At 70.3% G+C, this 24562-nt stretch carries 23 protein-coding genes and 4 pseudogenes; 17 read left to right on the top strand and 10 right to left on the bottom strand.

Annotation, left to right across the window (positions count from 1 at the left end):
• The first annotated feature begins 321 nt into the window (after window positions 1-321).
• The 6 genes from WJ438_RS04520 (at window position 322) to WJ438_RS04495 (ending at window position 5185) form a co-directional block, all read left to right on the top strand.
• Window positions 322-1899, top strand: coding sequence for a S8 family peptidase (locus tag WJ438_RS04520; protein WP_406724059.1), 1578 nt, complete (start codon window positions 322-324; stop codon window positions 1897-1899).
• 118 nt (window positions 1900-2017) lie between these two features.
• Complete coding sequence (locus WJ438_RS04515) at window positions 2018-2407, top strand: hypothetical protein (RefSeq protein WP_406724058.1); 390 nt, start codon at window positions 2018-2020, stop codon at window positions 2405-2407.
• Window positions 2408-2628: 221 nt separating this feature from the next.
• The gene (locus WJ438_RS04510) at window positions 2629-2913 is read left to right on the top strand and encodes a hypothetical protein (protein WP_406724057.1); all 285 of its coding nucleotides are present in this window, start codon (window positions 2629-2631) and stop codon (window positions 2911-2913) included.
• Complete coding sequence (locus WJ438_RS04505; RefSeq protein ID WP_406724056.1) at window positions 2910-3299, top strand: hypothetical protein; 390 nt, start codon at window positions 2910-2912, stop codon at window positions 3297-3299. Before WJ438_RS04510 ends, WJ438_RS04505 begins: the two co-directional genes overlap by 4 nt.
• A 67-nt stretch (window positions 3300-3366) precedes the next feature.
• Window positions 3367-3750, top strand: coding sequence for a hypothetical protein (locus tag WJ438_RS04500; RefSeq protein WP_406724055.1), 384 nt, complete (start codon window positions 3367-3369; stop codon window positions 3748-3750).
• A gap of 349 nt (window positions 3751-4099) precedes the next feature.
• On the top strand, window positions 4100-5185 hold the full coding sequence (locus WJ438_RS04495) for a DUF6461 domain-containing protein (protein ID WP_406724054.1): 1086 nt from the start codon (window positions 4100-4102) through the stop codon (window positions 5183-5185).
• A gap of 700 nt (window positions 5186-5885) precedes the next feature.
• Here the strand turns inward: WJ438_RS04495 and WJ438_RS04490 are convergent.
• Window positions 5886-6179: a hypothetical protein gene (locus tag WJ438_RS04490; RefSeq protein ID WP_406724053.1), complete on the bottom strand. Its 294-nt coding sequence runs from the start codon at window positions 6177-6179 to the stop codon at window positions 5886-5888.
• A gap of 125 nt (window positions 6180-6304) precedes the next feature.
• On the opposite strand from WJ438_RS04490, the pseudogene WJ438_RS04485 reads away from it, so the two are divergent.
• The 4 genes and pseudogenes from WJ438_RS04485 to WJ438_RS04470 all read left to right on the top strand — a co-directional run.
• Window positions 6305-6742 (top strand): annotated as a pseudogene (locus WJ438_RS04485) (transposase); the annotation flags it as partial.
• A gap of 388 nt (window positions 6743-7130) precedes the next feature.
• Complete coding sequence (locus tag WJ438_RS04480; RefSeq protein ID WP_406724052.1) at window positions 7131-7298, top strand: hypothetical protein; 168 nt, start codon at window positions 7131-7133, stop codon at window positions 7296-7298.
• A pseudogene (locus WJ438_RS04475) lies at window positions 7295-7737 on the top strand (GNAT family N-acetyltransferase); the annotation flags it as partial. The gene WJ438_RS04480 and the pseudogene WJ438_RS04475, both read left to right, overlap by 4 nt.
• 529 nt (window positions 7738-8266) lie before the next feature.
• Window positions 8267-8532, top strand: a pseudogene (locus tag WJ438_RS04470) (glycoside hydrolase family 6 protein); the annotation flags it as partial.
• Window positions 8533-8666: 134 nt separating this feature from the next.
• Here WJ438_RS04470 and WJ438_RS04465 read toward each other — a convergent pair.
• From WJ438_RS04465 to WJ438_RS04450, 4 genes are all read right to left on the bottom strand, one after another.
• The gene (locus WJ438_RS04465; protein ID WP_406724051.1) at window positions 8667-9509 is read right to left on the bottom strand and encodes a carbohydrate ABC transporter permease; all 843 of its coding nucleotides are present in this window, start codon (window positions 9507-9509) and stop codon (window positions 8667-8669) included.
• Between the two features lie 7 nt (window positions 9510-9516).
• Window positions 9517-10509, bottom strand: a complete 993-nt coding sequence (locus WJ438_RS04460) for a carbohydrate ABC transporter permease (RefSeq protein ID WP_406724050.1) — start codon at window positions 10507-10509, stop codon at window positions 9517-9519.
• 78 nt (window positions 10510-10587) lie between these two features.
• Window positions 10588-11931 carry an ABC transporter substrate-binding protein gene (locus WJ438_RS04455; RefSeq protein ID WP_406724049.1) on the bottom strand — a complete coding sequence of 448 codons (1344 nt, stop codon included), beginning with the start codon at window positions 11929-11931 and terminating at the stop codon, window positions 10588-10590.
• Window positions 11932-12027: 96 nt separating this feature from the next.
• Window positions 12028-13050 (bottom strand): LacI family DNA-binding transcriptional regulator, encoded by a 1023-nt coding sequence (locus WJ438_RS04450; RefSeq protein ID WP_406724048.1) that lies wholly within the window; start codon window positions 13048-13050, stop codon window positions 12028-12030.
• Between the two features lie 207 nt (window positions 13051-13257).
• On the opposite strand from WJ438_RS04450, the gene WJ438_RS04445 reads away from it, so the two are divergent.
• Window positions 13258-14631, top strand: coding sequence for a mucin-1 (locus WJ438_RS04445; protein ID WP_406724047.1), 1374 nt, complete (start codon window positions 13258-13260; stop codon window positions 14629-14631).
• A gap of 156 nt (window positions 14632-14787) precedes the next feature.
• On the opposite strand, the gene WJ438_RS04440 is transcribed toward WJ438_RS04445, so the two are convergent.
• Both WJ438_RS04440 and WJ438_RS04435 read right to left on the bottom strand, forming a co-directional pair.
• On the bottom strand, window positions 14788-15405 hold the full coding sequence (locus WJ438_RS04440; protein ID WP_406724046.1) for a hypothetical protein: 618 nt from the start codon (window positions 15403-15405) through the stop codon (window positions 14788-14790).
• The gene (locus WJ438_RS04435) at window positions 15402-15608 is read right to left on the bottom strand and encodes a hypothetical protein (protein ID WP_406724045.1); all 207 of its coding nucleotides are present in this window, start codon (window positions 15606-15608) and stop codon (window positions 15402-15404) included. Before WJ438_RS04435 ends, WJ438_RS04440 begins: the two co-directional genes overlap by 4 nt.
• 8 nt (window positions 15609-15616) lie before the next feature.
• Between WJ438_RS04435 and WJ438_RS04430 the strand changes: the two genes are divergently transcribed.
• The 4 genes from WJ438_RS04430 to WJ438_RS04415 all read left to right on the top strand — a co-directional run bounded on the left by WJ438_RS04430 (window position 15617) and on the right by WJ438_RS04415 (window position 17465).
• Window positions 15617-15892, top strand: a complete 276-nt coding sequence (locus WJ438_RS04430; protein ID WP_406724044.1) for a lysoplasmalogenase family protein — start codon at window positions 15617-15619, stop codon at window positions 15890-15892.
• 105 nt (window positions 15893-15997) lie between these two features.
• On the top strand, window positions 15998-16417 hold the full coding sequence (gene panD, locus WJ438_RS04425) for an aspartate 1-decarboxylase (RefSeq protein ID WP_406724043.1): 420 nt from the start codon (window positions 15998-16000) through the stop codon (window positions 16415-16417).
• A gap of 44 nt (window positions 16418-16461) precedes the next feature.
• Window positions 16462-16809 (top strand): GNAT family N-acetyltransferase, encoded by a 348-nt coding sequence (locus WJ438_RS04420; protein ID WP_406724042.1) that lies wholly within the window; start codon window positions 16462-16464, stop codon window positions 16807-16809.
• A gap of 17 nt (window positions 16810-16826) precedes the next feature.
• Window positions 16827-17465 (top strand): aspartate/glutamate racemase family protein, encoded by a 639-nt coding sequence (locus WJ438_RS04415; protein WP_406724041.1) that lies wholly within the window; start codon window positions 16827-16829, stop codon window positions 17463-17465.
• 464 nt (window positions 17466-17929) lie between these two features.
• Here WJ438_RS04415 and gndA (WJ438_RS04410) read toward each other — a convergent pair.
• A pseudogene (gene gndA, locus WJ438_RS04410) lies at window positions 17930-18820 on the bottom strand (NADP-dependent phosphogluconate dehydrogenase); the annotation flags it as partial.
• Between the two features lie 587 nt (window positions 18821-19407).
• Window positions 19408-20859, bottom strand: coding sequence for an NADP-dependent phosphogluconate dehydrogenase (gene gndA, locus WJ438_RS04405; RefSeq protein ID WP_406724040.1), 1452 nt, complete (start codon window positions 20857-20859; stop codon window positions 19408-19410).
• A gap of 250 nt (window positions 20860-21109) precedes the next feature.
• Here gndA (WJ438_RS04405) and WJ438_RS04400 point away from each other — a divergent pair.
• Window positions 21110-22341, top strand: a protein-coding gene (locus tag WJ438_RS04400; protein ID WP_406724039.1) for an IS3 family transposase whose coding sequence is annotated in 2 segments (ribosomal slippage) — window positions 21110-21374 and window positions 21374-22341 — 1233 coding nt in all. Because the reading frame shifts where the segments join, the coding sequence is not laid out codon by codon here.
• Window positions 22342-22390: 49 nt separating this feature from the next.
• Here WJ438_RS04400 and WJ438_RS04395 read toward each other — a convergent pair.
• Window positions 22391-22759: a VOC family protein gene (locus tag WJ438_RS04395; protein WP_406724038.1), complete on the bottom strand. Its 369-nt coding sequence runs from the start codon at window positions 22757-22759 to the stop codon at window positions 22391-22393.
• A gap of 537 nt (window positions 22760-23296) precedes the next feature.
• Between WJ438_RS04395 and WJ438_RS04390 the strand changes: the two genes are divergently transcribed.
• A complete protein-coding gene (locus WJ438_RS04390; RefSeq protein ID WP_406724037.1) occupies window positions 23297-24493 on the top strand; it encodes a PP2C family protein-serine/threonine phosphatase in 1197 nt (398 codons plus the stop codon).
• Window positions 24494-24562 lie beyond the last annotated feature (69 nt).

Below are 24562 nucleotides of genomic sequence, written 5' to 3'. Positions count from 1 at the left end.
GGTGGTGCCGGTGCGTGCCGCCACCGGTTCTTGTGATGCGTGAAGGGGTTGTGGAGGCGATGCGGCACTTGCGATCCGTCAAAGGCGTTCTTATGTAAGTGTCATCGAGTGGTGATGCTGTGTCACGGCGGTTCGGTGCGGCAGGCGGCAGCGAGACGGCTTTATTTGTCATGAGCATGAATAAATGATCCGGCTTGTTCGCGCTGCCCGTGCCAGGGCGGCACCGTCCTCCGGTGCGACCGGTCACCCCGGTCGGCATCGGTACCCGCCGTGCACCCGTGTACCTGTAGGAGGAGGACCCCTCGGATGACAGACAGACGCATGACCCGTCACAGACTCGCCGGTGTCGGCACGGCAATACTCACGGCCGTGGCACTCGGCGCGGTGGCGGCACTCCCGGCGGCCGCGGCACCGGCCGAAGGCGTGGTCCTGAACGCGGACGGCCCCGGCGCCGTCGACGGCAGCTACATCGTCGTCCTCAAGGAGGCGGCCGGTTTCGGCGCCGCGTCCCGGCAGGGGAAGGCGCTGGTCGCGAAGTTCGACGGCGAGATCACCCACACCTACACGGCCGCTCTGAACGGCTATGCCATCTCCATGGAGCAGGAGGAGGCGGAGCGGCTCGCCGCCGACCCCGCGGTGAAGTTCGTCGTCCAGGACCAGACGGTCCAGGCGACCGGCACCCAGCCCGCCCCGCCATCGTGGGGCCTGGACCGCGTTGACCAGGCACCCCTCCCGCTGGACGGCTCCTACACCTACCCGGACTCCGCCGGTGAGGGCGTCACCGCCTATGTCATCGACACCGGTGTGCGGATCAGCCACAGCGACTTCGCCGGACGCGCCCGGTACGGCTACGACGCGGTCGACGGCGACACCATCGCCGACGATGGCAACGGCCACGGCACCCACGTGGCCAGCACCATCGCCGGCGCGTCCCACGGCGTCGCCAAGAACGCCGACATCGTCGCCGTGCGGGTGCTGAACGACTCCGGTTCGGGCACCACTGCCGGCGTCATCGCCGGTGTCGACTGGGTGACGGCCAACGCCTCCGGCCCGTCGGTGGCCAACATGAGCCTGGGCGGCGGCGCCGACATCGCCCTGGACACCGCCGTGCGCAACTCCATCGCCTCCGGCGTCACCTACGCGGTGGCTGCGGGCAACTCCAATACGGATGCCTCCAGCGCCTCGCCGGCCCGTGTCACCGAGGCGCTGACCGTCGGCTCCACCACCAACACCGACGCCCGGTCCTACTTCTCCAACTACGGTTCGGTGCTGGACGTCTTCGCCCCGGGCTCCTCCATCACCTCGGCCTGGCACACCTCGGACAGTGCCACCAACACCATCTCCGGTACCTCGATGGCCGCGCCGCACGTCGCCGGCGCCGCCGCGCTGCACCTGGCGGACGACCCCACCGCCACCCCGGAGGAGGTCGCTTCCGCGCTGGCGGGCAAGGCGACCTACGCTGCCGTCACCGACCCCGGCCCCGGCTCGCCGAACCTGCTGCTCAACGTCGGCGAGGACGGCGGAGGCGCTCCGGAGCCCGCGCCGGCGCCGAGCGGTAAGCGGTTCGAGAACACCACCGACTACGGAGTCCCGGATCGGTCGGTCGCCGAGTCGCAGATCAGGGTGACCGGCGTTCCCCACAACGCTCCCGCCAACCTCCACGTGGAGGTGGACATCAAGCACACCTGGAGCGGTGACCTGCAGGTGGAGCTGATCGCACCCGACGGGACCGCCTACCGGCTGAAGAACACCGGCACCGGCGGCAGCGCCGACAACGTGATCGGCACGTTCCCGGTCGACGCCTCCTCCGAGAAGGCGATGGGCACCTGGAAACTCCAGGTCACCGACGCCTACGCCGGCGACATTGGATACATCGACTCCTGGGCGCTGCAGTTCTGATCCGCCCCGGAGCCGATCGGACCCGGCCATGCCGTGCCGGACCGGGCCGGTACCCGGACACAACCTGACGGTGCCTCCGTGGCCGCACATCATGCGGCCACGGAGACACCACGTTCGTATGGGCCGCGGGGACATGCCCCCGATCCGGGGGCGCGAGATGCCCGAGCGCGTCCGCGCTCGGGGCCGGTTCGCCGTCGGTGTGGACGAGGTCGGCGAGGACGCGGACAGGCTGCACCGTCTGCGCGAGCGTGATCCCGAGCTGGACCGGTTCACCGGCCACGGCAGGAAGTTCGCCGTGATGATGACCGGGCGCCCCGGCGACCGTCTCGAGAATTGGATCGCCGACGCCGAGCAGGACACCCCAGCCCCGCGGGCGTCCTTCGCTCGCAACCTCCGCCGTGATCTCGACGCTGTCCGCAACGGCCTGTCCTCGCCCCACAGTCCCCGGTCCGATCCAGTAGAGCTACGGCTTCCTCGACTCGGCCCGCGCCTGCCCTCGCCTCCGTGATCGTGCGCAGCGCGAACGCCTGCCGTTCAGCCCCGCGCGGTCTGTTCCCCGCGACACCCGCGCCGGCCGCATATCGAGGGACACGCAGACCGGCAGAGAGGTCTGCACCTGCGGATAGGGTCCTTCGGCATGAGCACAACACCCCCCGACACACGCCGGGTCAGCCTCCGCGCCGCCCCCGGAACCGGGGCGGCCCGCACCGCCGCCGCGTTCGGCGCCGGATGCACCCGCGCCGCCGGCCCAGCGGCGGCGCGGACCCGGACCACCTCGTCGTCGAGCACTCGGCCGGCCCCCGCCACGGCACCGGGGCCCGGTCCAGGACCGGAAACCCGCTGCCCGGCGTGGGCACCGGCGGTTTTGCGGCCCTGGGCCATGAGGCCGCCCTGCGCAAGGAGGCGCTCTCGACCGCCTGCCGGTTCCTCCGGGACGGCCGGGCCACGGACGCCGAAGCCGCCGTCCGGGCGCTGTGGGACGCCGCCCGTGTGCCGGCACGGGGCCGCCGGTGAACACCCCCCGCCGGGTCACCCCGCGCCGCCTCGGCGCCGCCGCCGCGCTCTACGGCGTGTTCGTTGCGGGCTGGTACCTGGGTCAGCCCGTCACCCCCGAATGCCGCGTCGACCGGGCCGCTCTCGACCGGATCGCCGAGGAGTACGAAACCGCACCATCCCCCACCCCCACGCCGACGGGGTACCCGTCACGGTACGCCTCGAAGTCCCCCCTCCCGCTCGACCCGACGCCGGACCCGGCCTCCAAGACCCCCTACACCCTGCGTGGGGGCGCCGACGCCAGGTGGTCCCGGACGTTCACGGTCACCACCTACGCCGTCGCCTGCACCAACGACACGAGCGAACGCCCCCGCATGCGAGCGTGGTTCCAGGGCCACTGGCGGTAGAGAGGCGGGGTGGCCCGGGGTGTTTGCCGACGCGGGCGCCGGCCTCATATCGTGCGACACTCCCCGGATGCCTGCCTGGATTACCCTGCGCCGCCTCGGCGCCGCCACCACGGTGTACGCCGTGTTTTTGGCCGGGTGGTGGCTGGGCCAGCCGGTGCGCTCCGACGGCTGCCTGGAAGACCGGCTCGCCGCCGGGGCGAACGGTCGTCCCACACCGGTAGAACCGGCCGACCCCGCCCGGTACCTCGAGAGCCTCGACCTCGACTTCGGTCTCCTCGACTGGGCCGACGACATGGACGGCCGCCGCGACGGCGAGTACGGCCCCAGCGACTACGGGCACAACCTGCGGGGCGGGTTTGAAACGTACGCCACGTCCGGCGCCGTCTACGCTCCTTGTTCCTACAAGAAGCGCGCCCGCCTGCTCGCGTGGATCAACGGCGACTGGGGCTGACCAGGCCCTCGGAACTGGCGCCTCTCGTCATCGGAAGTCGCGTATTCCGTGGCCGGTGAGGGCTCGCGGTCACCGTAAGTGGCCGCGCGGTCGGCGCCGGGCGCCGCCGCTGCAGACCGGGCACCTTCCCGCCCCGAAGGTCCCAACCCCACGCGGTCCCCTCCCATGCGCTGCAGGCCGTCATCACCACGGATGGTGGTCGCGACCGAGCCCCCACACGCTCGCCGCCGTACTCGCTGAGATTGCTGCATGCGCCACCGTCGCTGAGCCGGTTTCTCGAAGGAAGCTCAACCGCGCCGCGTGCACCGCCGGATGCCTCGTGGCGGCAGGCGCCCAGGACTCCCTCGGCGTGTCAGTGCCGACGGTCATGGTGGGCGGCATGAACTCCGCCGCCCACCATGACCGCCTCCTCGCCGACCTCGGCCTGTCCATCGCCGCGACCTTCACGGCCATCTGCACGGACGACGAAGATGACGTGATCCGCTGCTTCGGCGGCGACCCCGCCCAGGCCCGCCCCGGCACCTTGTCGGACACCAAGGACGGCTGGGACGGTGAGAAGCAGCGCATCGCGGTCTCGCGCAGCGGCACCACCGTGGTGGTCGTGGAGGGCAACCAGTTCCAGGGCTCGCGCGAGGAAGTGCTGCGCCCGCTGTCCCGGCTCGGTCGGGCCGCGAGCGCCTTCTGGAACGTCAACGCCAATTCACAACTCAGCCTGGCCGAGGACGGTCTGGTCCAGTCCGCCTTCGACCTGTACCGCCCCGACCAGCCGCACGGCGCCGCTCCGCACGCATGGCGGCCGTACCTCGACGGGCTGGGCTTCGGACCCGAGCGCACCTGGGGCGCCGGCCTCACCGCCATCGAGCGGGCGACCGCCGCAAGGCTCGACGCAAGCTGGGCGGCCGGCCCACACCTCGTCCTCGAGATTGAACCGGTGCCCCAGGCCGTGCTGCCGCAGGGCCTTGAAGACTCGCCGCTGCTGGCGCAGGCGCCGTTCGACCGCTATCTGGCCGGGCTCGGCCCGTACCTGCTCCCGGAGATGCAGCGGTACGCCATGACGCTCGCCGTCACCCAGGCAGGCCTCGCAGAGGATCCGCTGGCCGTTGCCGCCCTGTCCGCCGGCACCGACGGTCCGGCCGATGGCCGTGATCGGCCATGGGCCGACCTGGAGGCCGCGCATCAGGCGGCTCTGGCTCGGTCCTACGAGCTGCGCGCCCGCGAGTCGCAGGCTGGGACGGAAGCGGACGACGGGCCTGCGTGGGAGCGCCCCTCACAGGTAGCTTTCCAGCAGGCGATCGTGTTCTGGGCGCTTGCGGACTATGTCGTCGGCGACGGCGATCAGTTCGGTCGACTCGGCACGGTCATGGCCGGCGACGCCGACCGCCGTGCCCGTTTCCGCCTGCTGCACCGGCTCCACGACGCGGCCCGTCGAGGCTGAGCCGTCCACGCCTCGCAGCGGAGGCGCGCTGACCTGTTGTCAGCCGCAACTGTCCTGGATCTGCTCTGCTGGCCTGTGCGCAGGAGCTCGACGCCCGTGCCCGCAGGCGGTCACGTCCGCCGAGGGGGTGTATCGACGGCCACTCGGCGATCTCGTCTTTGAGGCTATGCGGTGAGTCCGGTGGGCAGGGCGGTGTCGTCGGTTTCTGACTCGATCGGCCGGTGGCCGTTCTTGTATCCGGACACTCACTCCGACGCCGGGCCAAACGCCCGGATCAGGTGGGAACCGGTACACCACTTCCCAGGACGCAACCCCGTCTGCCGGGCTGACCAGCGGCGACGGGAGATCACAGCCAGGACGAACCCGCGGGATGTCGCATAAACCACGAGCTACCAAGAGGCCCTTCTTCCACGCACCCGCACCGGCCGACTCACCCGAACCAGACCCCTGTTCGAACCCGATCGACCCCATGAAAGGACAGGGAACAGCCGGTCAACGGCCAATCGCACAGACGTTTTTCAGTGACCGTCGCACGGGTCGTCATCCGCAGGTATCGGTTTGGTGTCCGCCGCCAGGCAGGAGGAGTACACCCGTGGCGGCGTGGGCCGCGGCTCCGGTTCCAACGTAGCGCCCACGGCAATGATTGCCCCGGCACCGACGATGGTCAGCCCTGCCATCGCGGCGAGCCAGGTACCCCGGCTCACCGATCGCCTCCGAAGTGGTTGCGGAGCGCCTTGCTGCAGTCGTCCTCGGTGCCGACCTGGGCGCGCGAGAAGGTCAGCACTCCGTCGTCCTTGCCTTCCTGCTTGGCCTTGGCCAGCCGCATCTCGATGTCCGCGACGTACTCAGCGCACTCGGCGCTGACGGGCTTCTCAGGCTCCGGGTCCGGAGCCGAGGAGGCGTTCGGTTCGGCGGTGACGGTGAGGCCAGCCGCACACAGCACCGCCCAGGCGGCAACCCACATGCGGCGGCTCGTCCCTATCGGCTTCGGCATCCAGGCATCCTACGATCACCGCGGCAGGCTGACGCCGAATCACGGCTTCCTCATCGACGAGACCAACGACGGAGCCAGCCGACATCGCCGACGAGGGCGACGGTGTCCGACCGAGTTGATCGGATGTGTCTGTCCGCTTAGTGATCACTGATGCGATGTGGGGCCGGTTCGAACCACTGATGCCGGCCGATCCGGTCCGGGGACGATGACGGGCCGACCACCGCCGCACGCTCGAGGCCATCGCATGGAAGTACCGAACCAACTCGCCCCGGCGGGGCCTCCCCGACGAGCTCGGCTCGTTTCAGACCGTTCACAAGCGGTTGAGCGGATGAGCCATCGACGGAACCTGGGAGAAGATCCTCGCCGCCATCCTCGCGGCAGCGGATGCCGTCGATGGCATTGGCTGGACCGTGTCGGTCGATTACACCGTCGTGCCGGACACTTCGACGCTGCAACTGGCCCGGAAGCGGAGAGTGCAGCCCGCCCCCAAGGGTGGCCAGCTACTTGATCACGGCGAGGAAGCCTTGGGTGCTCCCAAGGGAAACGAGTCGTCCTGTGCCCACTCATACACCTGATGTTTCGTCAGGTAAGTCGGCATCTGATCAGCATCAATCCCCGGTCTTCCCGAAATGGCTGCCCGAACAGGCGCCAGATCAGCGGCGTCACAACAGCCAGGTTCGCACGGAAACGCAGGCGGGGAGCCTTCTCCTCGGAGTGAACCGATGTTCCTCGAAATCTTCGAGTCCGACGCGTGCCGGTGTACAGTGAAGAAAGCCCTTGACCTGCACAAAGCTGGCAGGGAGCCGTCTTCCAGGAGTCCAAAGTGCTGCGTACTCTGTTCAAGCCAAGCTCTAGCATCTGGGCATTTGTGCAGGTCAGGGGCATGGTCAGGCTGCTCGGGTCAGCAAACGGTCAGCATCGGGCGCGGAGCTGTCCCGGCTCGCTGACCTGGTGACCGCCACCGCGGTCGTGGCGGGGCGGAACGTGTACGTCATCCACCAGCACGGCACCGCCGCCGACCCGGCGTGCCCTGTGCCCTGGACCAGGTCCGAGGGCGCCGGCATGGTCGGCCGAAAGCCGTCCTGTCGTGGTTCGAGCGGCCTTGGCGTCGTGCCGTGACCGCTGCTGACAACACCGCTTACCGGTACCGCACCGCCGTCCCCGAGGACGCCGAGGCCGTCGGGGCCCTGGACGGCTCCTTCACCACCGGCACGGTCTTCCAGGTGACCGGCGCCGACGACGGGTTCGCCCTGCGGGAGATCGCGGTGGACCCGCCCCTGACCAAGGTGTTCCCCGAGGACGAGCACGACGGGGGCGACGCGGACTCCGTACCTTCGTCGCCCACGGGGCCGCCGGCGACCTGGCCGGGTTCGTCGCCGTCTCGTACTCCGGGTGGAACCGCCGACTGACCGTCGAGGACATCGAAATCGCCCCAGAGCACCGGGGGCGGGGGCGTGCGCTGATGGGGCTCGCGGTGGAGTTCGCCCGTGAGCGGAGCGCCGGGCACCTCTGGCTGGAGGTCACCAACATCAACGCGCCCGCGATCCACGCGTACCGAACGACGTCCGAGCGGCGCATCGCCTCCTCCCAGGTGACCTGGTCCGGGTACGGCGAGCAGGACCCGCCCGCGGCGGGCTCCGGCAGGAAGGCCGTCAGCCGCGTGGCGGGCGCCGGGGATCACCGCGGCCACCTCACGGCTCAGGTGGGCGGGAGCCAGCACGTCGTCGGCGAAGCCCACCACCAGCAGGGGCGTGGTGATCCGTGCGTACGCGGCCAGCCGGTCGGAGGCGGGCGGGCGCGGGCGGTGCGCGGCGGCAGAGGTACCGCTGAGCACGGCGATCTCGAACAGGTCCAGCCGTTCCGCGGCCGCGTCCTCGTCCGCCAGGGCCCTGGGGGAGAGGTTCTGCATCATCCGTACGAACGCCTCGTACTCCAGCGGCAGTCGGCTGCCCGTCTCGGTGTACGCGGCCTCGGCGCGGGCCAGCGCGTCGCCGACCGGATCGGGCCGTCCCCGCGTCGCGGCCGGCACCGCGCCGCTCGCCAAGTGCGGATCGGTGAGGAGTGGTTCCTGTACCGCCAGGGCCCCCGGTGGCCGTTACGACCGCCGCATCCACATCGGCAACTGGTGCAACCAGTCGGGAGCCGGACTCGGCGAGTGGCCCCAGGCGTCCCGAAGCCCGGGAGCGACGCCTACGTGTGGATGAAGTCCCCGGGCGAGTCCGACGGGTCGGACAAAGCCATACCGAATGACGAGGGTAAGGGCTTCGACCGGATGTGCGACCCCACGTACACCGGTAACCCGCGGAACAACATGTCGGAAGCGCTGCCCGACGCCCCGATCTCCGGACACTGATTCTCCGCCCGGTTCCACGAGCTGATGAAGAACGCCCACCCGCCGCTGCCTAGAACCCGGGTGGGCCGACGCGGCCCCGTGCGGGGCGGCGACGAGGAGTTCCGAGCCCTCGCCGCCGCCCCGTACGGGTGCGGTCAGCCCTTGACGGCGGAACTGGCGACCCCTTGGACGAACCAGCGCTGGAAGAAGCCGAAGACGGCGAGAACCGGCAGGACGAGCAGGACACCGAAGGCCAGGATCTGCCCCCAGTCAGGGGGCTGCTGCCCCTGGAAGACGCTCATCTCCAGGGGGAGGGGACGCACCGACGGGTCGGACACCATCAGCACCGGCCACAGGAAGGAGCCCCACTGGATGAGGAAGGTGAGGATCGCGACCGAGGCGAACACCGGCCTGGACATCGGCACGATGATCGCGAAGAAGGTGCGCCAGGGCCCCGCGCCGTCCAGCCGGGCCGCCTCCTCGATGCTCGGCGGGATCTTCCGAAAGAACGTGTGGAACTGGTAGATCGCAAAGGCGTTGGCGACGAACGGCAGCGCCTGGATGTACAGGGTGTTGCGCTGGCCGTTGAACATGTAGAACAGCGGCACCGCCACCGACTCGAACGGGATCAGCATCAGCAGCAGGACGAGGGTGAACACCGCGTTCTGCCCGCGCCACTTCAGCCGGGTGAGCCCGTACGCGGCCATCGAGTTGACGATCAGTCCGCCTGTCACCACCACGAACGACAACAGCACGGACACGCCCATGAACTGCCAGAAGTAGCCGGTGCTGTCGGAGCTGAGGCTGTCGAGGACGGCGGCGTAGTTGTCGAAGGAGAGGTGGGTGGGCAGGAAGCCGGACAGGCCGTTCAGGACCTCGTCGGACGGCTTGAGGCTGCCGAGGAAGAGGTAGAGCGCGGGCAGGGCGAAGACGAACGCCAGGACGCTCAGGACGGTGTAGTCGAGGACGCGGCGTACGGGCGTACGGGTCATGGCCATGGGGCAGTCAGTCCTCGTGGTCGGGTCGGACGACGCGGCGCTGGACGATCGTCAGGGCGACGACGATCAGGAAGAACACCACCGTGACGGCCGAGGCCTGCCCGATGTCGTTCTGGTCGAAGGCCGTGGTGACGGCCTGGTACATCACCGTCCGGGTGGCGTCCTCGTCCAAGCCGCCGCCGCGGATGAGGATGTACACCTGGTCGAAGACCCGGAAGGACAGCACCGAGATCAGCATCGCGACGAAGACGAGGGTGCCGCGGATGCCGGGCAGGGTGACGTGCCGGAACTGTTGCCAGCGCGAGGCCCGGTCCAGCTGGGAGGCCTCGTAGAGCTCGCCCGGGATCTGCTGGAGGCCGGCCAGCAGAATGACCATCTGGAAGCCGACGCCCTGCCACACCGACAGCACGATGATCGAGCCCATCGCGGTGAGGCTGTCACCGAGCCAGTCGAAGGCGCCCCAGTTGCCGAGACTCACCGCGTCCAGCAGGGAGTTGAGCATGCCCTGCTCGCTGCGGGCGAGGATCAGCCGCCAGATCACGGCGACCAGCGCCATCGGGAAGACGACCGGCATGAAGAAGAAGGACCGGAACAGGCCGATGGCCTTCAGCTTGCGGTTGAGCAGGATCGCCAGCGCGAGCGCGAGGCCGGTCTGGAGCGGTACGACGACCGCGGCGAAGGTCAGGTTGTTCAGCAGCGCCCGCAGGAACGGGCCGGACAGGTCGGGGTCGGTGAACAGCCGCCGGTAGTGCTCCACGCCGAAGAAGGCGGGTTCCAGCGGGGAGCCGAGGCGGACGTTGTAGAAGGAGAGCACCACGGCGTAGCCGAACGGGATGCCGACGAAGGCGATCAGCCCACCGACGGCCGGGGCGGACATCAGCAGCCCGTGCAGCCGGTCACGGTGGCCGCGCGAGGGACGCGAAGGTTTCGCGGGGGGCGCGGACGAGGCGGCCTGGGCCCGGCCTGGGGGCGCGGCATGCGCGGGTTCCACGGTTTTCACGGGAGGGTCCTCTTTCCGGCGGGGCGGGCGCGGTCGGTACGTCGCCGACGGCCCGCCCCGGCCGATGCGTCCTGCGGGTTACGGGATCTCGTAGCCGGCGTTGTCGGTGAAGTCCCGGTCTATGGCTCGGGCGGCCTTGCGCAGGGCCTCCTCGGGGTCGGCACCGCCGTAGATCGAGTTCAGGGCGGTGTTGAACTTGGCGGTGACCGTGGGGTATCCGGCGGTCACCGGCCGGGTGACGGCGACGCAGGAGGCGTTGATGTCGCTGTCGCCGCAGGGCCGGGCGAGCTGGTCGGCGAAGAGCTGGAGCGGACCGCCCTCCTTGTACAGCTCGCTCTTGGCGAGCGCGGTCCTGGTGGCGGGCACCGCGCCGTTGGCCTTCGTCATCGCGCCGACGTTGGTGTCGTTCAGCAAGTAGTCCAGGAAGGTGCCGGCGGCCTTGCCGTTCTTGCTGCCGGCGCCGATGCCCCAGGCCCACGAGCCCTGCCCGGTCTTGGGGCCGTTGCCGAAGTCGGGCAGCGGCAGGACGACGAGGTCGTCGCCGAGGGCCTCGCTGTAGGCGGGGTACATCCAGTGGCCGACCCAGCTCAGCGCCACCTTGCCCTTGGCGAAGGCGTTGCCGTCGGTGTTGGGATCGACGTACGTTTTCCAGGACTGGAATGTCTTCATCGCGGCGACGGCCTTCGGGCTGTCGAGGGCGCCCTCCGCCTTGCCGTCCTTCAACAGGGCTCCGCCGGACGACCAGAGGATCGGGGAGAAGCCGAAGGTGCCCCACTCCGTGGCCAGGCCGTACTGCTCCGATATGTCGAGGACCTTGCCGTCGGAGTCCTCGGCCTTCAGTGCCTTGAGCGCCTTGCCGAACTCCTCGGCCGTCCAGGCGTCGTTCACCCGCGTCGGGTACTTCACGCCGGCCGCGTCCAGCAGCTTCTTGTTGGCGTACATGCCGAGCCCGGCGTCGAACATGCCCAGGCCGTAGTGCTTGCCGTCGATCTCGCCCTGCGCCTTGACGGCGTCGGTGGCGTTGCCGAGGGTCTTGGCGGAGACATGGTCGTCGATCGGGGCGAGCTTGCCGTTGTAGACGAAGTTCGCCATCGTCGGGCCGTCGAACTCCAGCACGTCCGGCAGTTCGGCGGGGTCGGTGGCGGTGATGGTCTTCGTGTAGTCGTTCTCGGGGATCAGCTTCAGCTCGGCCTTGACGTCGCTCTGCGAGGAGTTGAAGGTCTTCACGGCGTTCTGCAGCGCGGCCGTCTCGCTCGCCTGGCCCTGGTGGGCCCAGACGCTGATGGTGCCCTTGCCGCTGCCCTCCTCGGCGGAAGTGTCGCCGGCGCCGCCCCCGCCGCCACAGGCGGCCAGCGCGGCCAGGGGCAGCAGGGCGAGGGCGGTCAGGCCCGTACGACGGTGTCTTCTGGGTCCGTTGGTCATGGTGGTGCCTCCGAGCGGTGTGCGGTGGGTGCGTGGACGGTGAGGCCGGGGGCGGGAACGGCCCTCCGGAAGCGGGCGGTTGACGAGGTGGGTGGGCTACCGCTGCCGGCGGCTGTGCGGCGGAGCGGTGGTCTCGCGGAGGATGAAGCGGATGGGCATCTCGACGGGGTGCGGCGGCCCGGCGTCCGGGTCGTCCAGCCGCGCCAGCAGCAGCCGGGCCGCTTCCCGGCCCTGGGCCGCGACCGGCTGGGCCACGGTGGTCAGCCCGACGGCCTCGGACAGCTCGTGATCGTCGAAGCCGACGACGGACACGTCCTCCGGAACCCTCAGTCGGTGTCGGCGCAGGGCGCGCAGGGCACCCATCGCCATCTCGTCGGACTGGGCGAACACGGTGGTCGGCGGGTGACGCAGCGCCAGCAGTTCGGTCATGGCCCGCTCTCCGCCCTCGACCGTGTAACCGCCGTCCGACTCCAGGGCGGGGTCGGGCTCGATCCCGGCGTCGGCCAGCACGTCCAGGTAGCCCTGGCGGCGGTCGAGGGGCGTGGTCCAGTGCAACGGCTCGCTGGCCCCGGAGATGATCATGCCGACCCGGCGGTGGCCGAGGTTCACCAGGTGCCGTACGGCCCTTTCCGCACCGCCCCGGTCGTCGATGCCGACCACCGTGAAGCCGGGTCGGGCGCCGCCGACCGTGGTCGCCAGCGGCACGTCCAGGGAGCGCAGGGCGGAGGCCTCCTCCGGGTCTGGGATCAGCAGGGACAACACGGCGTCGACCCGCTTGCGGATCGGCAGCTTGGTGAAGAAGCGCTTGCGTACCTCCGGTGAGCCGAGGTTGTACAGCAGGACGTCGTAGCCGGCGGCGCTGAAGACCTTCTCGGCCGCGTCCAGCACGGTGCCGAAGAACCAGCGGCCGACGTACGGGACGACGACGCCGATGGTGTAGGTGCGCCCGCTGGCCAGGCTGGACGCCGAGCGCGAGGCGGTGTAGCCCAATTCGGCGGCGGCCGCGACGATCCGGGCTCGCATCTCCTCCGACACTCCGGGCCGGCCGCGCAGGGCGCGGGACACGGTGGACGCCGAGACACCGGTGGCCTCGGCGACGTCGGTGATGCTGACCGTCACGGGACGCTCCTTGGACGGGTGCACACCGCGTGGCCGGGACCCGGCAGCACGTCGGCGTGAGGGGGAGTGACGAGACCGTAAACCCGTCCACCCAGTTGCGCAAGCGTTTGCGTTCAGTTTTACTTCGGCTAATTCTCAGAGGAACTCCCACCAGCCAGAGAACAGCGCACACGCTTGAGTGCGACTGTCGGCAGACAGGACCTGTCCATGCGATACGCGCCGCCCGGCCTCTGCGTGAACGACTTCGACCTCCTGCGCCATGCGGACGGCACCTACACCGTGCTGCACCTGCAGGGCCCGTGGACGGCCGAGTTCGACCACCTGCGCATGGAGACCTCCTACGGCCGGGCCACCTCCGCCGACCTGGTCCACTGGGAGCCGCAGGGCAGCGCCTTCGGCAACGGCCTGCCGGGCCGCTTCGACCAGCAGGCGGTGTGGACCATGCACGCCTTCCCGCACGGCACCGGCATGGCGATGCTCTACACCGCCGTCTCCGGCCTCACCCCGGACGGCTGGCCGCTGCAGTCGGTCGGCCTGGCGTACTCCGAGCGCACCGACGGCACCGGCTGGCGCCGCCATGGCACGGGGCCGGTCGCCGAGGCCGACCCGCGCTGGTACCGCACGGGCGAACGCATGGGCTGGCGCGACCCCTTCGTCGTGCGCGACGACGAGTCCGACGGCTGGGTCATGGTCCTCTGTGCCGCCGACGCCTCGCTGCCCGTCGACGTCAGCGGCTGCGTGGCCTGGGCGACCTCCGACGACCTGGAGCACTGGACCGTCCACCCGCCGCTCGTCGCCCCCGGCGACGTCGACGAGTTGGAGTGCCCCGTCCTCGAACGCCTCGACGACGGCAGCTGGCTGCTGCTCGGCTCCATCGGCGCCACCCGGGGCTTCGAGGCGTGGACCGCGCCCCGCCTTCGCGGCCCGTGGTCCCGTCACGGTCCGCTCGGGCCGACGGGCGCGTACGCCCCGCGTGTTGTCGCAGCCCCCGACGGCTCCCGCGTCGTACTGCACACCACCCCGCGCCGCGTCGGCCTCACCGACACCGGCGACCCCTGCCGCGGCATGCTCGCCCAGCCCAAGTCCCTGGTCATGTCCGCGGATTCGGGGCCCCGCCTGGAATGGTGGCCGGGCCTGGAGACCTGGCTCGGCGAGGAGACGTACGACGCCCCCCTGCACGCGGTCGGCCACGTCGACGTCGGCGGCCGCACCGAGGTCGTTCTGCGCGCCGAAGATCCGGGCAATGACCGTGCCGCCCTCGCCGTGGCCTGCGACGGCAAGGACCTCCGGGTCACCGGGTCCGGCGGAAGGGTGCTGGCGCAGACCGTTCTGTCGAGTCTCCCCGGCGCGTTGCGCATCCTCACGGTCGGCGAGTACGTCGAGGTCTACGCCGACGACGCCTTCGCGCTGACCGCTCTGTGCTACTCCGGTCGGGCTGTCCCCTGGACGGCGGTCACCGGCAACGGTGCCAGCCCGGTCCCTGTCCGTCCGATGCGCCTGCCCGACCCGTGCCGGGACGACGCCTCGGCCGTGTGGCCCGGTCCGACGGCATCGACCGCGGCCGCCGCCAGCCTACGGTGAAACCGGGGGTCGGAGGTCGTCGCGGCGCGGCCGAAGGCGGCCGCGCCGCGACCACGGAGCCGACCCGCCGCTGCTGTGGGACCCCGGTGGGCCGGTGAGGTCACTTGAGGGGGCGGCGGCCGGACGACCGCTGCTCTGCCGACCCCGCACGGCGCCTTATGCCCGTTGTGCGGTCCGCCGTACCTCGATCGGTGCGAGGCTCTCCGGGTGGAGGGTCGGTGCCTGGACGCCGAGGACGGACAGGACACGTCCCGGCAGTTCGATGCCCTCCGGTGTCCACCAGGGCAGCGCGCTGGTGAACGGCCCCGGCACCACGTCGCCCGGCGGCAGCGGGGTGAGAGCGTAGTCGCAGAGCTGTCCGTGGGCCTCGTCGAAGTTGGTGCCGGCGGTTCCGTCGGTGGTGCAGCCCGCGAGGCCGCCGGTCTTCATCAGCAGGAAGGTGGAGGCGTCGGAGAGGTCCGGAGCATCGTCGGACGTGCGCTTGACCCGCAGGTACGTGCCCCGTCCGGTGTCCGGGACGGTGTTGTCGGTCTCGCAGGAGCGCTTCGCCCGGTCCGCGAACTTCTGCCCGGCGGCGCCGACCTCGATGAGCTCGATCTTGCCGTCGGCGGCCATGTTGTGCGGGTAGGAGCAGGCGGCACGGTCCTTGTTGCGGTTGTACTTGTTCGGAGCATCCGGGGCTGCTGACGGTCCGCTGGGTGATGGCGCGGACCTTTGAGGGATCGGCGGGACATGGGTCTCCAGCCACCGGGCGGTGAGTGCCGTCTCCGTCACCGGGCCCCGTTGAGGACGGTCAGCCCTTCAGCGCGGATCGCATCGACGAGGTCGCCGGCCGAGCCGGGGTTCGTGCCCTTGAGCCCGTCGTAGTCCTTCCCGCAGATGGACGACTTGACGAGGGCGGGTATCCGGGAGCCGAAGGCGTCACGCGCGTCGTGTGGGTCCCCTGGCCTGGGCGGTGGCTCCCTGCAGCGCGGCACTGGTGACCATGTCGGCCACCGCCTGCGTCACGGGGCCGAGGGCGGCGCGGGGCGGGGTGCTGTTCCTGGGCTCCGACCTGCTGGTCGGGCTCGGCGCGGCCGGGGCGGAGTTCGCCGGCCGTCAGGTCCTGGTGACGGCCACCTACGTGGTCGCTCAGTTCCTCCTCGTCGACGCGTGCGCTCGCGCCCCTGCGGTGCAGGGGACGGCGCACCCCGCCAGGCGGAGTCCTCGAACGTCTGACGGTTCGTTGAGAAAGTCAGCATCGAGTCAGTGTGAGTCCTGAAACACCAGGAGACAGCTGACCGCACGTGCGAATCGTTGTAATCTCCAGAAGGTGCCTTTGACCTGCAAGAAGCAGGCAGAGAGCAGAAAAACCGGGAGCATCTCCATGTTTCGTACAGTATTCAAGTCCAAGATCCATCGCGCCACCGTCACCCAGGCCGACCTGCACTACGTGGGATCCGTGACGATCGACGCCGATCTGCTCGACGCCGCCGACCTGCTGCCCGGTGAGCTCGTGCACATCGTCGACATCACCAACGGGGCCCGGCTGGAGACGTACGTCATCGAGGGGGAGCGGGGCTCGGGCGTCGTCGGGATCAATGGGGCCGCGGCGCATCTCGTCCATCCCGGTGACCTGGTGATCATCATCAGTTACGCTCAAGTGACCGACGCCGAGGCGCGGGCGCTGGAACCCCGGGTGGTGCACGTGGACCGCGACAACCGCATCGTCGCCCTGGGTGCCGACGCGTCCGAGCCGGTGCCGGGGTCGGACCAGCAGCGCAGCCCGCAGGCCGTCAAGGCCTGACCGGCGCGGACGGTGGCAGGCAGAGGCAGGAGCGTGATGCGTCCGTGAGCGACATCGAGATCCGCGACGACCGGGCGGCGGGCCGTCTGGAAGCGGTGGCGGGCGACGGCGAGGTCGTCGGCCGGATCGAGTACTTCGTGCTCGAATCGCCCGAGCGCGCGAGCGTTCCGGTCCACACCGTCGTGGAACCCGCCCATGAGGGCAAGGGCATCGCCGGCTCCCTGGCCCGCGAGCTGTACGCCACGGCCGCCCGTGAGGGCATCGCGGTCGCCCCGCTCTGCCCGTACGTCGTCAAGTGGGCCGAACGGCACCCCGACCAGGCCCCGGCGGCCTCCCCGGACCTCCTCCAGGCGGCGAAGGCGTGGCTGGCGGCGCACCCCGGGCGCTTCTGACCTCGTCGGACGCCCCCGTGCTGGCCCTTCTGCACACCTCGCCCGTCCACGTCCCCGTCTTCGACACCCTGCGCGACGACGCCCATCCGGGCCTGGAGCTGCGGCACCTCGTCGCCGAGGGGCTGCTGCACCGGGTCCGCGCGGAGGGCCTCGCGGCGGTCGTCGACGAGGTGCGGGCGAGGGTGCGGGAGGCCGTCGCCGATGGTGCCCGGGCGGTGCTGTGCACCTGCTCGACCATCGGTGGAGTCGCGGAGGAGGCGGCCGCCGAGGTCGGCGTTCCCGTGCTGCGGGTCGACCGGCCGATGGCGCGTGCCGCCGTGGCCGCCGGGCCGCGGGTCGTCGTCCTCGCCGCCTACGAGGGCACCCTCGGGCCGACGGCGTCGCTGGTCGAGGAGGAGGCCCGCCGGGTTGGCCGCCCCGTCGAGGTGCGCGCCCTGCTGGTCGAGGGCGCCTGGGCCCACTTCGAGGCGGGCGACACGGCGGCGTACGTCCACCGGGTCGCCGACGCGGCCGACGCGGTCACCGGCGCCGACGTGATCGTGCTCGCCCAGGCCTCGATGGCCCTGGCGGAGCGGCTTACGACGACCGCCGTCCCGGTGCTGTCCAGCCCCCGCCCCGGACTCGCGGCGGGCGCGGCGGCGTCCGGCGGACGGTAGCACCACCTGGGTCCCTCGTCGTCATACGGGGGAGTGACTGGGGACGCGGCCGTCGGGTAGGCGGGGGAGTAGTCCAGAGCCGACGTCGACCGACTGGCTGGAGGACACCACCATGACGCAACCGCCCCCGGATCCCGCCCCGCCAAGCCCCACCCCGGACCCCGTTCCCCCGGGGCCCACTCCGGGCCCGGATCCCAAGCCTCCGCAGCCCCACCCCGATCCGGTCCCGCCCCCCGGCCCGGTACCGACGCCCCCGCCCCCCGATCCGGTCCCGCCCCCTCCCGGGCCGCCCGTTCCGGAGCCGCCGCCCCCACCGGGGCCGCCCGGACCGCCACCCTCGCCCATTCCGCCTGGTCCGGAACCCGTACCCAACCCGGAGCCGGGCCCGCCGCTCACCTGACGGCCTGGCACAGCACGCGGGCGCCCGCCGACCACGTCGGCGGGCGCCCGTCCCCGTCCTCCGCTTACGCCGAGACCTCCGAGCGGTCGTCGCCCCACAGCGTGTGGAAGGACCCGTCGCGGTCCGTGCGCCGGTAGGTGTGCGCGCCGAAGTAGTCGCGCTGCCCCTGGGTGAGCGCGGCCGGCAGGCGCTCCGCGCGCAGGGCGTCGTAGTAGGCGAGGGCCGCGGCGAAGCCGGGGGTCGGCACGCCCTGGCGGGTCGCGGCGATCAGCACCTCGCGCCAGTCGTCCTGCGCGTCCGCGATCTCCTGGGCGAACGTCTCGTCGGACAGCAGACTCGGCAGGTCGGGGCGGGCGTCGTAGGCGGCACGGATGCGGTCCAGGAAGGCCGCGCGGATGATGCACCCGCCGCGCCAGATCGAGGAGACCGCGCCGAGGTCGATGTCCCAGCCGTACTCCTCACTGCCCGCGGCGATCTCGTGGAAGCCCTGCGTGTACGACACGATCTTCGACGCGTACAGCGCCTGCTCCACCCGGTCCGCGAACGCGGCGGCCTCCGCCTCGCCGAGCGGCGCGGCCGTCGGGCCCGCCAGCCCGCGGGAGGCCTCCCGCAGCGCCGCGTGACCGGACAGCGAGCGCGCGAACACCGCCTCCGCGATGCCCGACACGGGCACACCCAGGTCGAGCGCGATCTGCACGGTCCAGCGCCCCGTGCCCTTCTGCTCCGCCTGGTCCACCACCACGTCGACGAACGGCTTGCCCGTGGCGGCGTCCACGTGGGACAACACCTCGGCCGTGATCTCGATCAGGTACGAGTCCAGCCGGCCGGTGTTCCAGGTGCGGAAGATGTCCGCGATCTGCGCGGGCTCGTACCCGGCGACGTCGCGCAGCAACTGGTACGCCTCGCCGATCAGCTGCATGTCGGCGTACTCGATGCCGTTGTGCACCATCCTCACGGGTACCTTCCGCTGAGGTTAGCAGACAGGCCCGTGACCTGTGTTTCAGCAGGTCAGAGAGGTTGGGGCCGACTAATAGATCTTGGCGGTCCATGGCGCTCAGGGGCAGGTGTCGGCGGTGCTTTTGCTGACCCGATGCTGACTTCGGTGATGGACCGTCAGTTCGCTGGGAAAGGGTGGAAAGGAGACGCCTGAGGTGCTGCTGGCGGCAGCATCGGCCTTGCGGTTGCGAAGGCGATGTGCAGGAGCAGGGATCCTTGACTACGGTGGCGGGCTGTTCGTCGGTGACCGTCCTGGGCCCGCTGGACCGCGGCATGTCGCCCAGGCCGGCGATCCAGTGCTCGATGAAGATGAACCGGGCCGCCACCGGCCCACCGCATGCGGTGGGCCGGTGGCGGCCGCGTCCTTGTTCGACGCCCTACTTGCACAGGCCAGGATGATCCGGCACCGCTGAGTCCATGCCGACGGCGTGGAACGGCGCCGCACCCAACCTCTCAGCGCAGCCCGTTCCGCGTCCGCCAGGATCAACTCGGCCTTCGGCCGCCCCGCAACCCTGCACATCCGAACAGCATGCCTGGCCCGGAAGACTAGTGGCCGTCCCCATCGACTTGGATCTCCGTACGATCGCGGGACCACAGGGTGTGGAAGACGCCGCTTCTGTCGGTGCGCCGGTAGGTGTGGGCGCCGAAGAAGTCCCGCTGCCCCTGGACGAGCGCGGCAGGCAGGCGCTCGGCGGCCAGTGAGTCGTAGTAGCTGAGTGCGGAGCTGAAGCCCGGTACGGGTACGCCGGACAGGGCGGCGGTGGCGACCACACGCCGCCAGGCGGCCTCCCCATCGGCGACGGCCTGCGCGAAGTACGGCGCTTCGAGCAGCGTGGTGATGTCCGGGTTCTCGGTGTACGCCTGAGTGATGCGGTCGAGGAACCGCGCCCGGATGATGCAGCCCCCGCGCCAGATCTTGGCGATTTGGTCCTTGTGGATGTTCCAGCCGTACTTCTCCGCGCCCGCGGTGATGGCGTCGAAGCCTTGCGCGTATGCGACGATCTTCGAGGCGTAGAGAGCTGCGGCCACGTCCTCCGCGAACGAGGAGGAAGCCTTCTGCACTTCCGGCCGGGAGGTGACCAGCCGGCGCACCGCGGCGCGCTGCTCAGCTTTTCCGGAAACGGCGCGCGCGAACACGGCTTCCGCGATCCCTCCCACTGGCACGCCCAGGTCGAGGGCGTTCTGCACGGTCCACACGCCGGTGCCCTTCGAACCGGCTCGGTCCAGCACGACGTCCACGAACGGCTGACCTGTGGCCTGGTCGACGTGGCGCAGGATGTCAGCGGTGATCTCCACGAGGTAGGACTCCAGCGGGCCCTCGTTCCACCGGGCGAAGATGTCGGCGACAGCGTGCGGCTGGAGGCCCCCTACCGTCCGCAGCAGATCGTAGGCTTCTCCGATCAACTGCATGTCGGCGTACTCGATGCCGTTGTGGATCATCTTGACGAAGTGCCCGGCGCCGTCGGTGCCCACGTGCGTGACGCAGGGCTCGCCCGCGACGACTGCGGCGATCGAAGCAAGGATGGGGCCGAGGGTCCGGTAGGACTCCTCCGAACCACCCGGCATGATCGACGGCCCCTTGAGCGCGCCTTCCTCGCCACCGGAGATGCCGACACCGACGAAGTGGATGCCGGTGGGGGCGATCCGCTTTTCCCGGGCGATGGTGTCCTGGAAGTTGGCGTTGCCGCCGTCGACGATGATGTCGCCCGGCTCGAACCGCTCGGCGAGCTGATCGATCACGGCGTCCGTGCCCGCTCCGGCCTGCACCATGATGATGGCCGTTCGGGGCTTGGCCAGCGATGCGACAAACTCGTCGATCGACTTACCGGCGATGAAGCCTGCCTCCGGATGCTCGGCGACGAGGCTCTCGGTGCGGGCATAAGTGCGGTTGTAGACGGCGACGCTGTTGCCCTCGCGGGAGGCGAGGTTGCGAGCCAGGTTCGATCCCATCACCGCCAGTCCGACGACGCCGATGTTGGCGGCTCCACTGGTCTTCATCCGGACCTCTTTCGATCGGTTGTTGCGCCCCGTGGTTTCCGACACTAGTGGCAAGGCCGTGAAGTTTGCGGGCCGGGTGGGGTTGTCCAGGGGCCGTGAACTGTGGTTTCGCGGACATGAGGAGCGGAGCCCCGGTAGAACTGGCAGTCGACCAAGACAAGCCGTTCACAAAAACCGGAGGCTCTGAGGCTGCCCCCGGGATGTGGACACCCTGACAATGGATCTTGTTGATCCGAGGAAGGATGTCCTAGTGGGACGCAAGTCTCCGTATACGGCGGAGTTCAAGAAGGATGCTCTGGCGCTGTACCGCGCGGCGGGTGGGAAGCGGACGTACGTGGCGGTCGCGGCGGATGTCGGCATCAGCGGTGAGACGCTGCGTAACTGGGTGCGGGCCGATGACGGCCGCCGAGCTGGTGCGGCCGGCGTTGATTCCGGCGGCCGCGCGGGTGGCGACGGGCGTGACGCGGAGCCGGCGCGGTTGCGGGAGGAGAACGCGCGGTATGCCAAGGCGGAGAAGGAGTGGCAGCTGGAGCGGGAGATCCTGCGCCGGGTGGCCCGGTATTTCGCCCGGGAGATGAAGTGAAGGCCCCCGCTTGGGGCTTCATCTCCGCCCATGCCGAGCGGTTCGGCATCAAGCGGATGTGCCGGGTGCTCGAGGGGTCCCGGTCCGGCTACTACCGGTGGATCGCAGGCACCCAGGCGCGTGCGGCTCGCCAGGCCGAGGAAGACGCGCGCGTCGAGGAGATCCGGGAGATCCATGCCGAGTCCAAGGGTGCCTATGGGGCGCCGCGCGTCCATGCCGGGCTCCGTGCCTTCGGGCACACCGTCAAGCACAAGCGGGTCACCCGGTTGATGTCCGGGAACGACATCGTCGGGCGGCACCTGCGGCGGGCCACCCGCACCACGGTCCCCGACCCGGCCGCGTCGCCGGCCCCGGACCTGCTCGGGCGCGACTTCACCGCCGAGAGTCTTGATCAGCGCTGGTGCGGCGACATCACGTACATACCCGTCGGCGACGGCCAGTGGCTCTCTCTGGCCTCGGTCATCGACATCTGTTCACGCCGGGTGATCGGGTATTCGATGGCCACCCATATGCGGGCGGAGCTGGTCACCGACGCCCTGGAGGCGGCCGTCCGGGCCCGCGGCGGGTCGGTCGACGGGGTCGTCTTCCACTCCGACAGGGGCGCCCAGTACACCTCCGCCGCCTCCGCCGAAGCCTGTGACCGGTACGGCATTCGCAGGAGCATGGGCAAGGTCGGCTCGAGCTACGACAACGCCCTGGCGGAGTCGTTGTGGCAGGGGCTGAAGCGAGAAGCGATGTACGAGAAGCGGTTCTTGACGGTGAGCCAGGCGAGACTGGAGTTGTTCCAGTGGATCACTTGGTACAACACCCGAAGGCGGCACAGCGCCCTGTTCTACCTGTCACCCACGGAGTTCGAACAGCAGCACCTGGCGACCGGTAAGATGACGCTCGTCGCATGAAGCCCTCGTGTCCACTCTCCGGGGGCAGCCTCAGCACCCCGGAACGGCGTCACCGGGCCGGGGTCGGCTGGGTGAGGTTCACCGGGTTGCCGTCGGGGTCCTGGATGTGGGCGACGCGCTGTCCCCACGGCATGTCGTTGGGGCCGCCGCGGACCGAGCCGCCCAGCGCCGTCACCCGGCCGAGCGTCTCGTCGACGTCGTCGACACCGATGCTGAGCAGGATCCGCGGCGCCGCCTCGGTCCCCGGATTCTCCTTGGCCACCAAGCCGAGGTCGGTGTCGCCGATGCGCAAGCCGAGGTAGAAGGCCGGGCCTTCCTCCGGCACCCGGAAGATCTCTTCGGCGCCGAACAATTTCGTATAGAAGCCAAGCAGGACGTCCTGGTCGGCAGTGATGATCACTGGCTGGATGGTGGACATAGCACTCCTGTCGAGAACGGTCATGTCACTGGGTAGACCGTTCGAGGACGGTGAACTCATCGGCAAACCCGCCCTGCCAGACGATCTACACCCTGGACTGCTGCCCACGACCAGCACGAGCACCCCGAAACGCGGTCACACCACCCCGCTGACCAGCTACTTCAAGATGGCGCAGCTTCCGTATACGGGTCCCATACGGGGACGTGACGGGCCGGGTGGTGACCTGTGGGGCCGTCCCCCGCTGGTCACCGGGTCCGCCTCCTGGGTACGGCTGGAACTTGGGCCCCCTGCGTCCCGACGCCCTCGTCGACCGTGACGGACCGCTTGTTCTGGCACGCATGGGGCATGCGGTCGTGAGCACCGACTCAGCTGTCTATGCACCACCGAAGACGGCCCAGCGGTCGCCTCGAGCAAGGACCTACCGGAGACTGGAGACCAGCTCACCACAGGACGACCCGGAGCCCACCAGGGATGGAGCGATACCGGTACAAGCGCGCCTCCAGGCGAATGCGGTGGTCCCGGTGCCTGCCTGCCGCCGTGCTCCTCGCCGCGGTCGGCATAGACCTCGCCTGGCCAGAAGTCAACACCTTTCCCCTCCTGGCGGCGGTCTCCGTGATCGCGGCCCCGATGCTCTCTTTGGCCTGGACGATCGCCAGTGGGGCGGCGGCCTGCCTGGTCGGGGCGCTCCTGGCCCTCCGCGAAGGCCAGGCTCTTTCCACCCGCTCGGATTTCCTCGGGCTCGCGACCATCGCCGTCCTGACCGCCGTCGCGGCGTTCCTCAACCGGATGTTCGCCCGCGAGCGGGAACAACTGAGAACGGCCCGCCAGGTGGCGGAGGCCGTCCAGTACGCGGTGCTGCCGGCCGTGCCCGACCGTGTCCGGGGGCTGGCCGTCGCCACCCGCTACCGGGCGGCCCAGGAAGAGGCCCTGATCGGCGGCGACCTCTATGCGGTCCACGACACCCCCTACGGCCTCCGCATGGTCATCGGCGACGTCCGCGGCAAAGGTATGCAGGCGGTCAGCATGGTCAACACCCTGCTGGGCACCTTCCACGCGGCGGCCCTTCAGCTGCCGGAGCTGCCCGACGTCGTCCGCGGCGTGGAAGTGCAGTTGCAGGACGTCAAGAGCCGCCGGACCGACGCGCCGGACGAAGGCTTCGTCACCGCCGTCATCGCCGAGATCTGCCCCGAGCGTTCCGTGCTGCGCACGGCGAACCGGGGCCACCCGGCGCCGCTGATGGTCCACGAAGGCACAGTGACCGTCCTGGAACCGGAGGAGCCGGCACTGCCGCTGGGCCTGGGGGACCTGGCCGGGCCTGAAGTCCCGGTGGACCGGTTCGAGTGGCCCCCCGGTGCCACGCTCGTGATGTTCACCGACGGCATCATCGAGGCCCGTGACCGAAATGGTGTCTTCTTCGATCCCATCCCCTCGCTGGCCGGCCCCTCCCCCCAGACCCGGGGGCCGTACTGGACGCCATGCTCACCGCTCTGTCCCGGCACGCCGAAGTACTCGACGACGATGCCGCGGCCCTCGCGATCACACATGTCCCGGCCGGCGACGTGGGACGAAACCCGGCTGCCGCACCGCAGGCCGGTGGAGCATAGAAGCGACGGCGGCGGAGCCTCAACGACCGAGTCAGGAAGGGACTCTGCCGGGAATCTTGAGGTTCCAGGGACAGGGCTGCTGGTCGTTACGGGACGCTCTGGGTGGTTCGGTGCAGTCCTGTCTTCCTAGGGTGGTCAGTGTCAGTTCGTCCCCTGTCCGGTGCGGTAGGGCCAGAACTCACGGCTCGGATGGCGCGGG

It is taken from the genome of Streptomyces sp. GD-15H (assembly GCF_045291515.1).
In the GTDB taxonomy this organism is placed as follows: Bacteria; Actinomycetota; Actinomycetes; order Streptomycetales; family Streptomycetaceae; genus Streptomyces.
The sequence above is the reverse complement of the archived record's forward strand: the minus strand, read 5'-3'. Positions and strand labels throughout refer to the sequence as shown.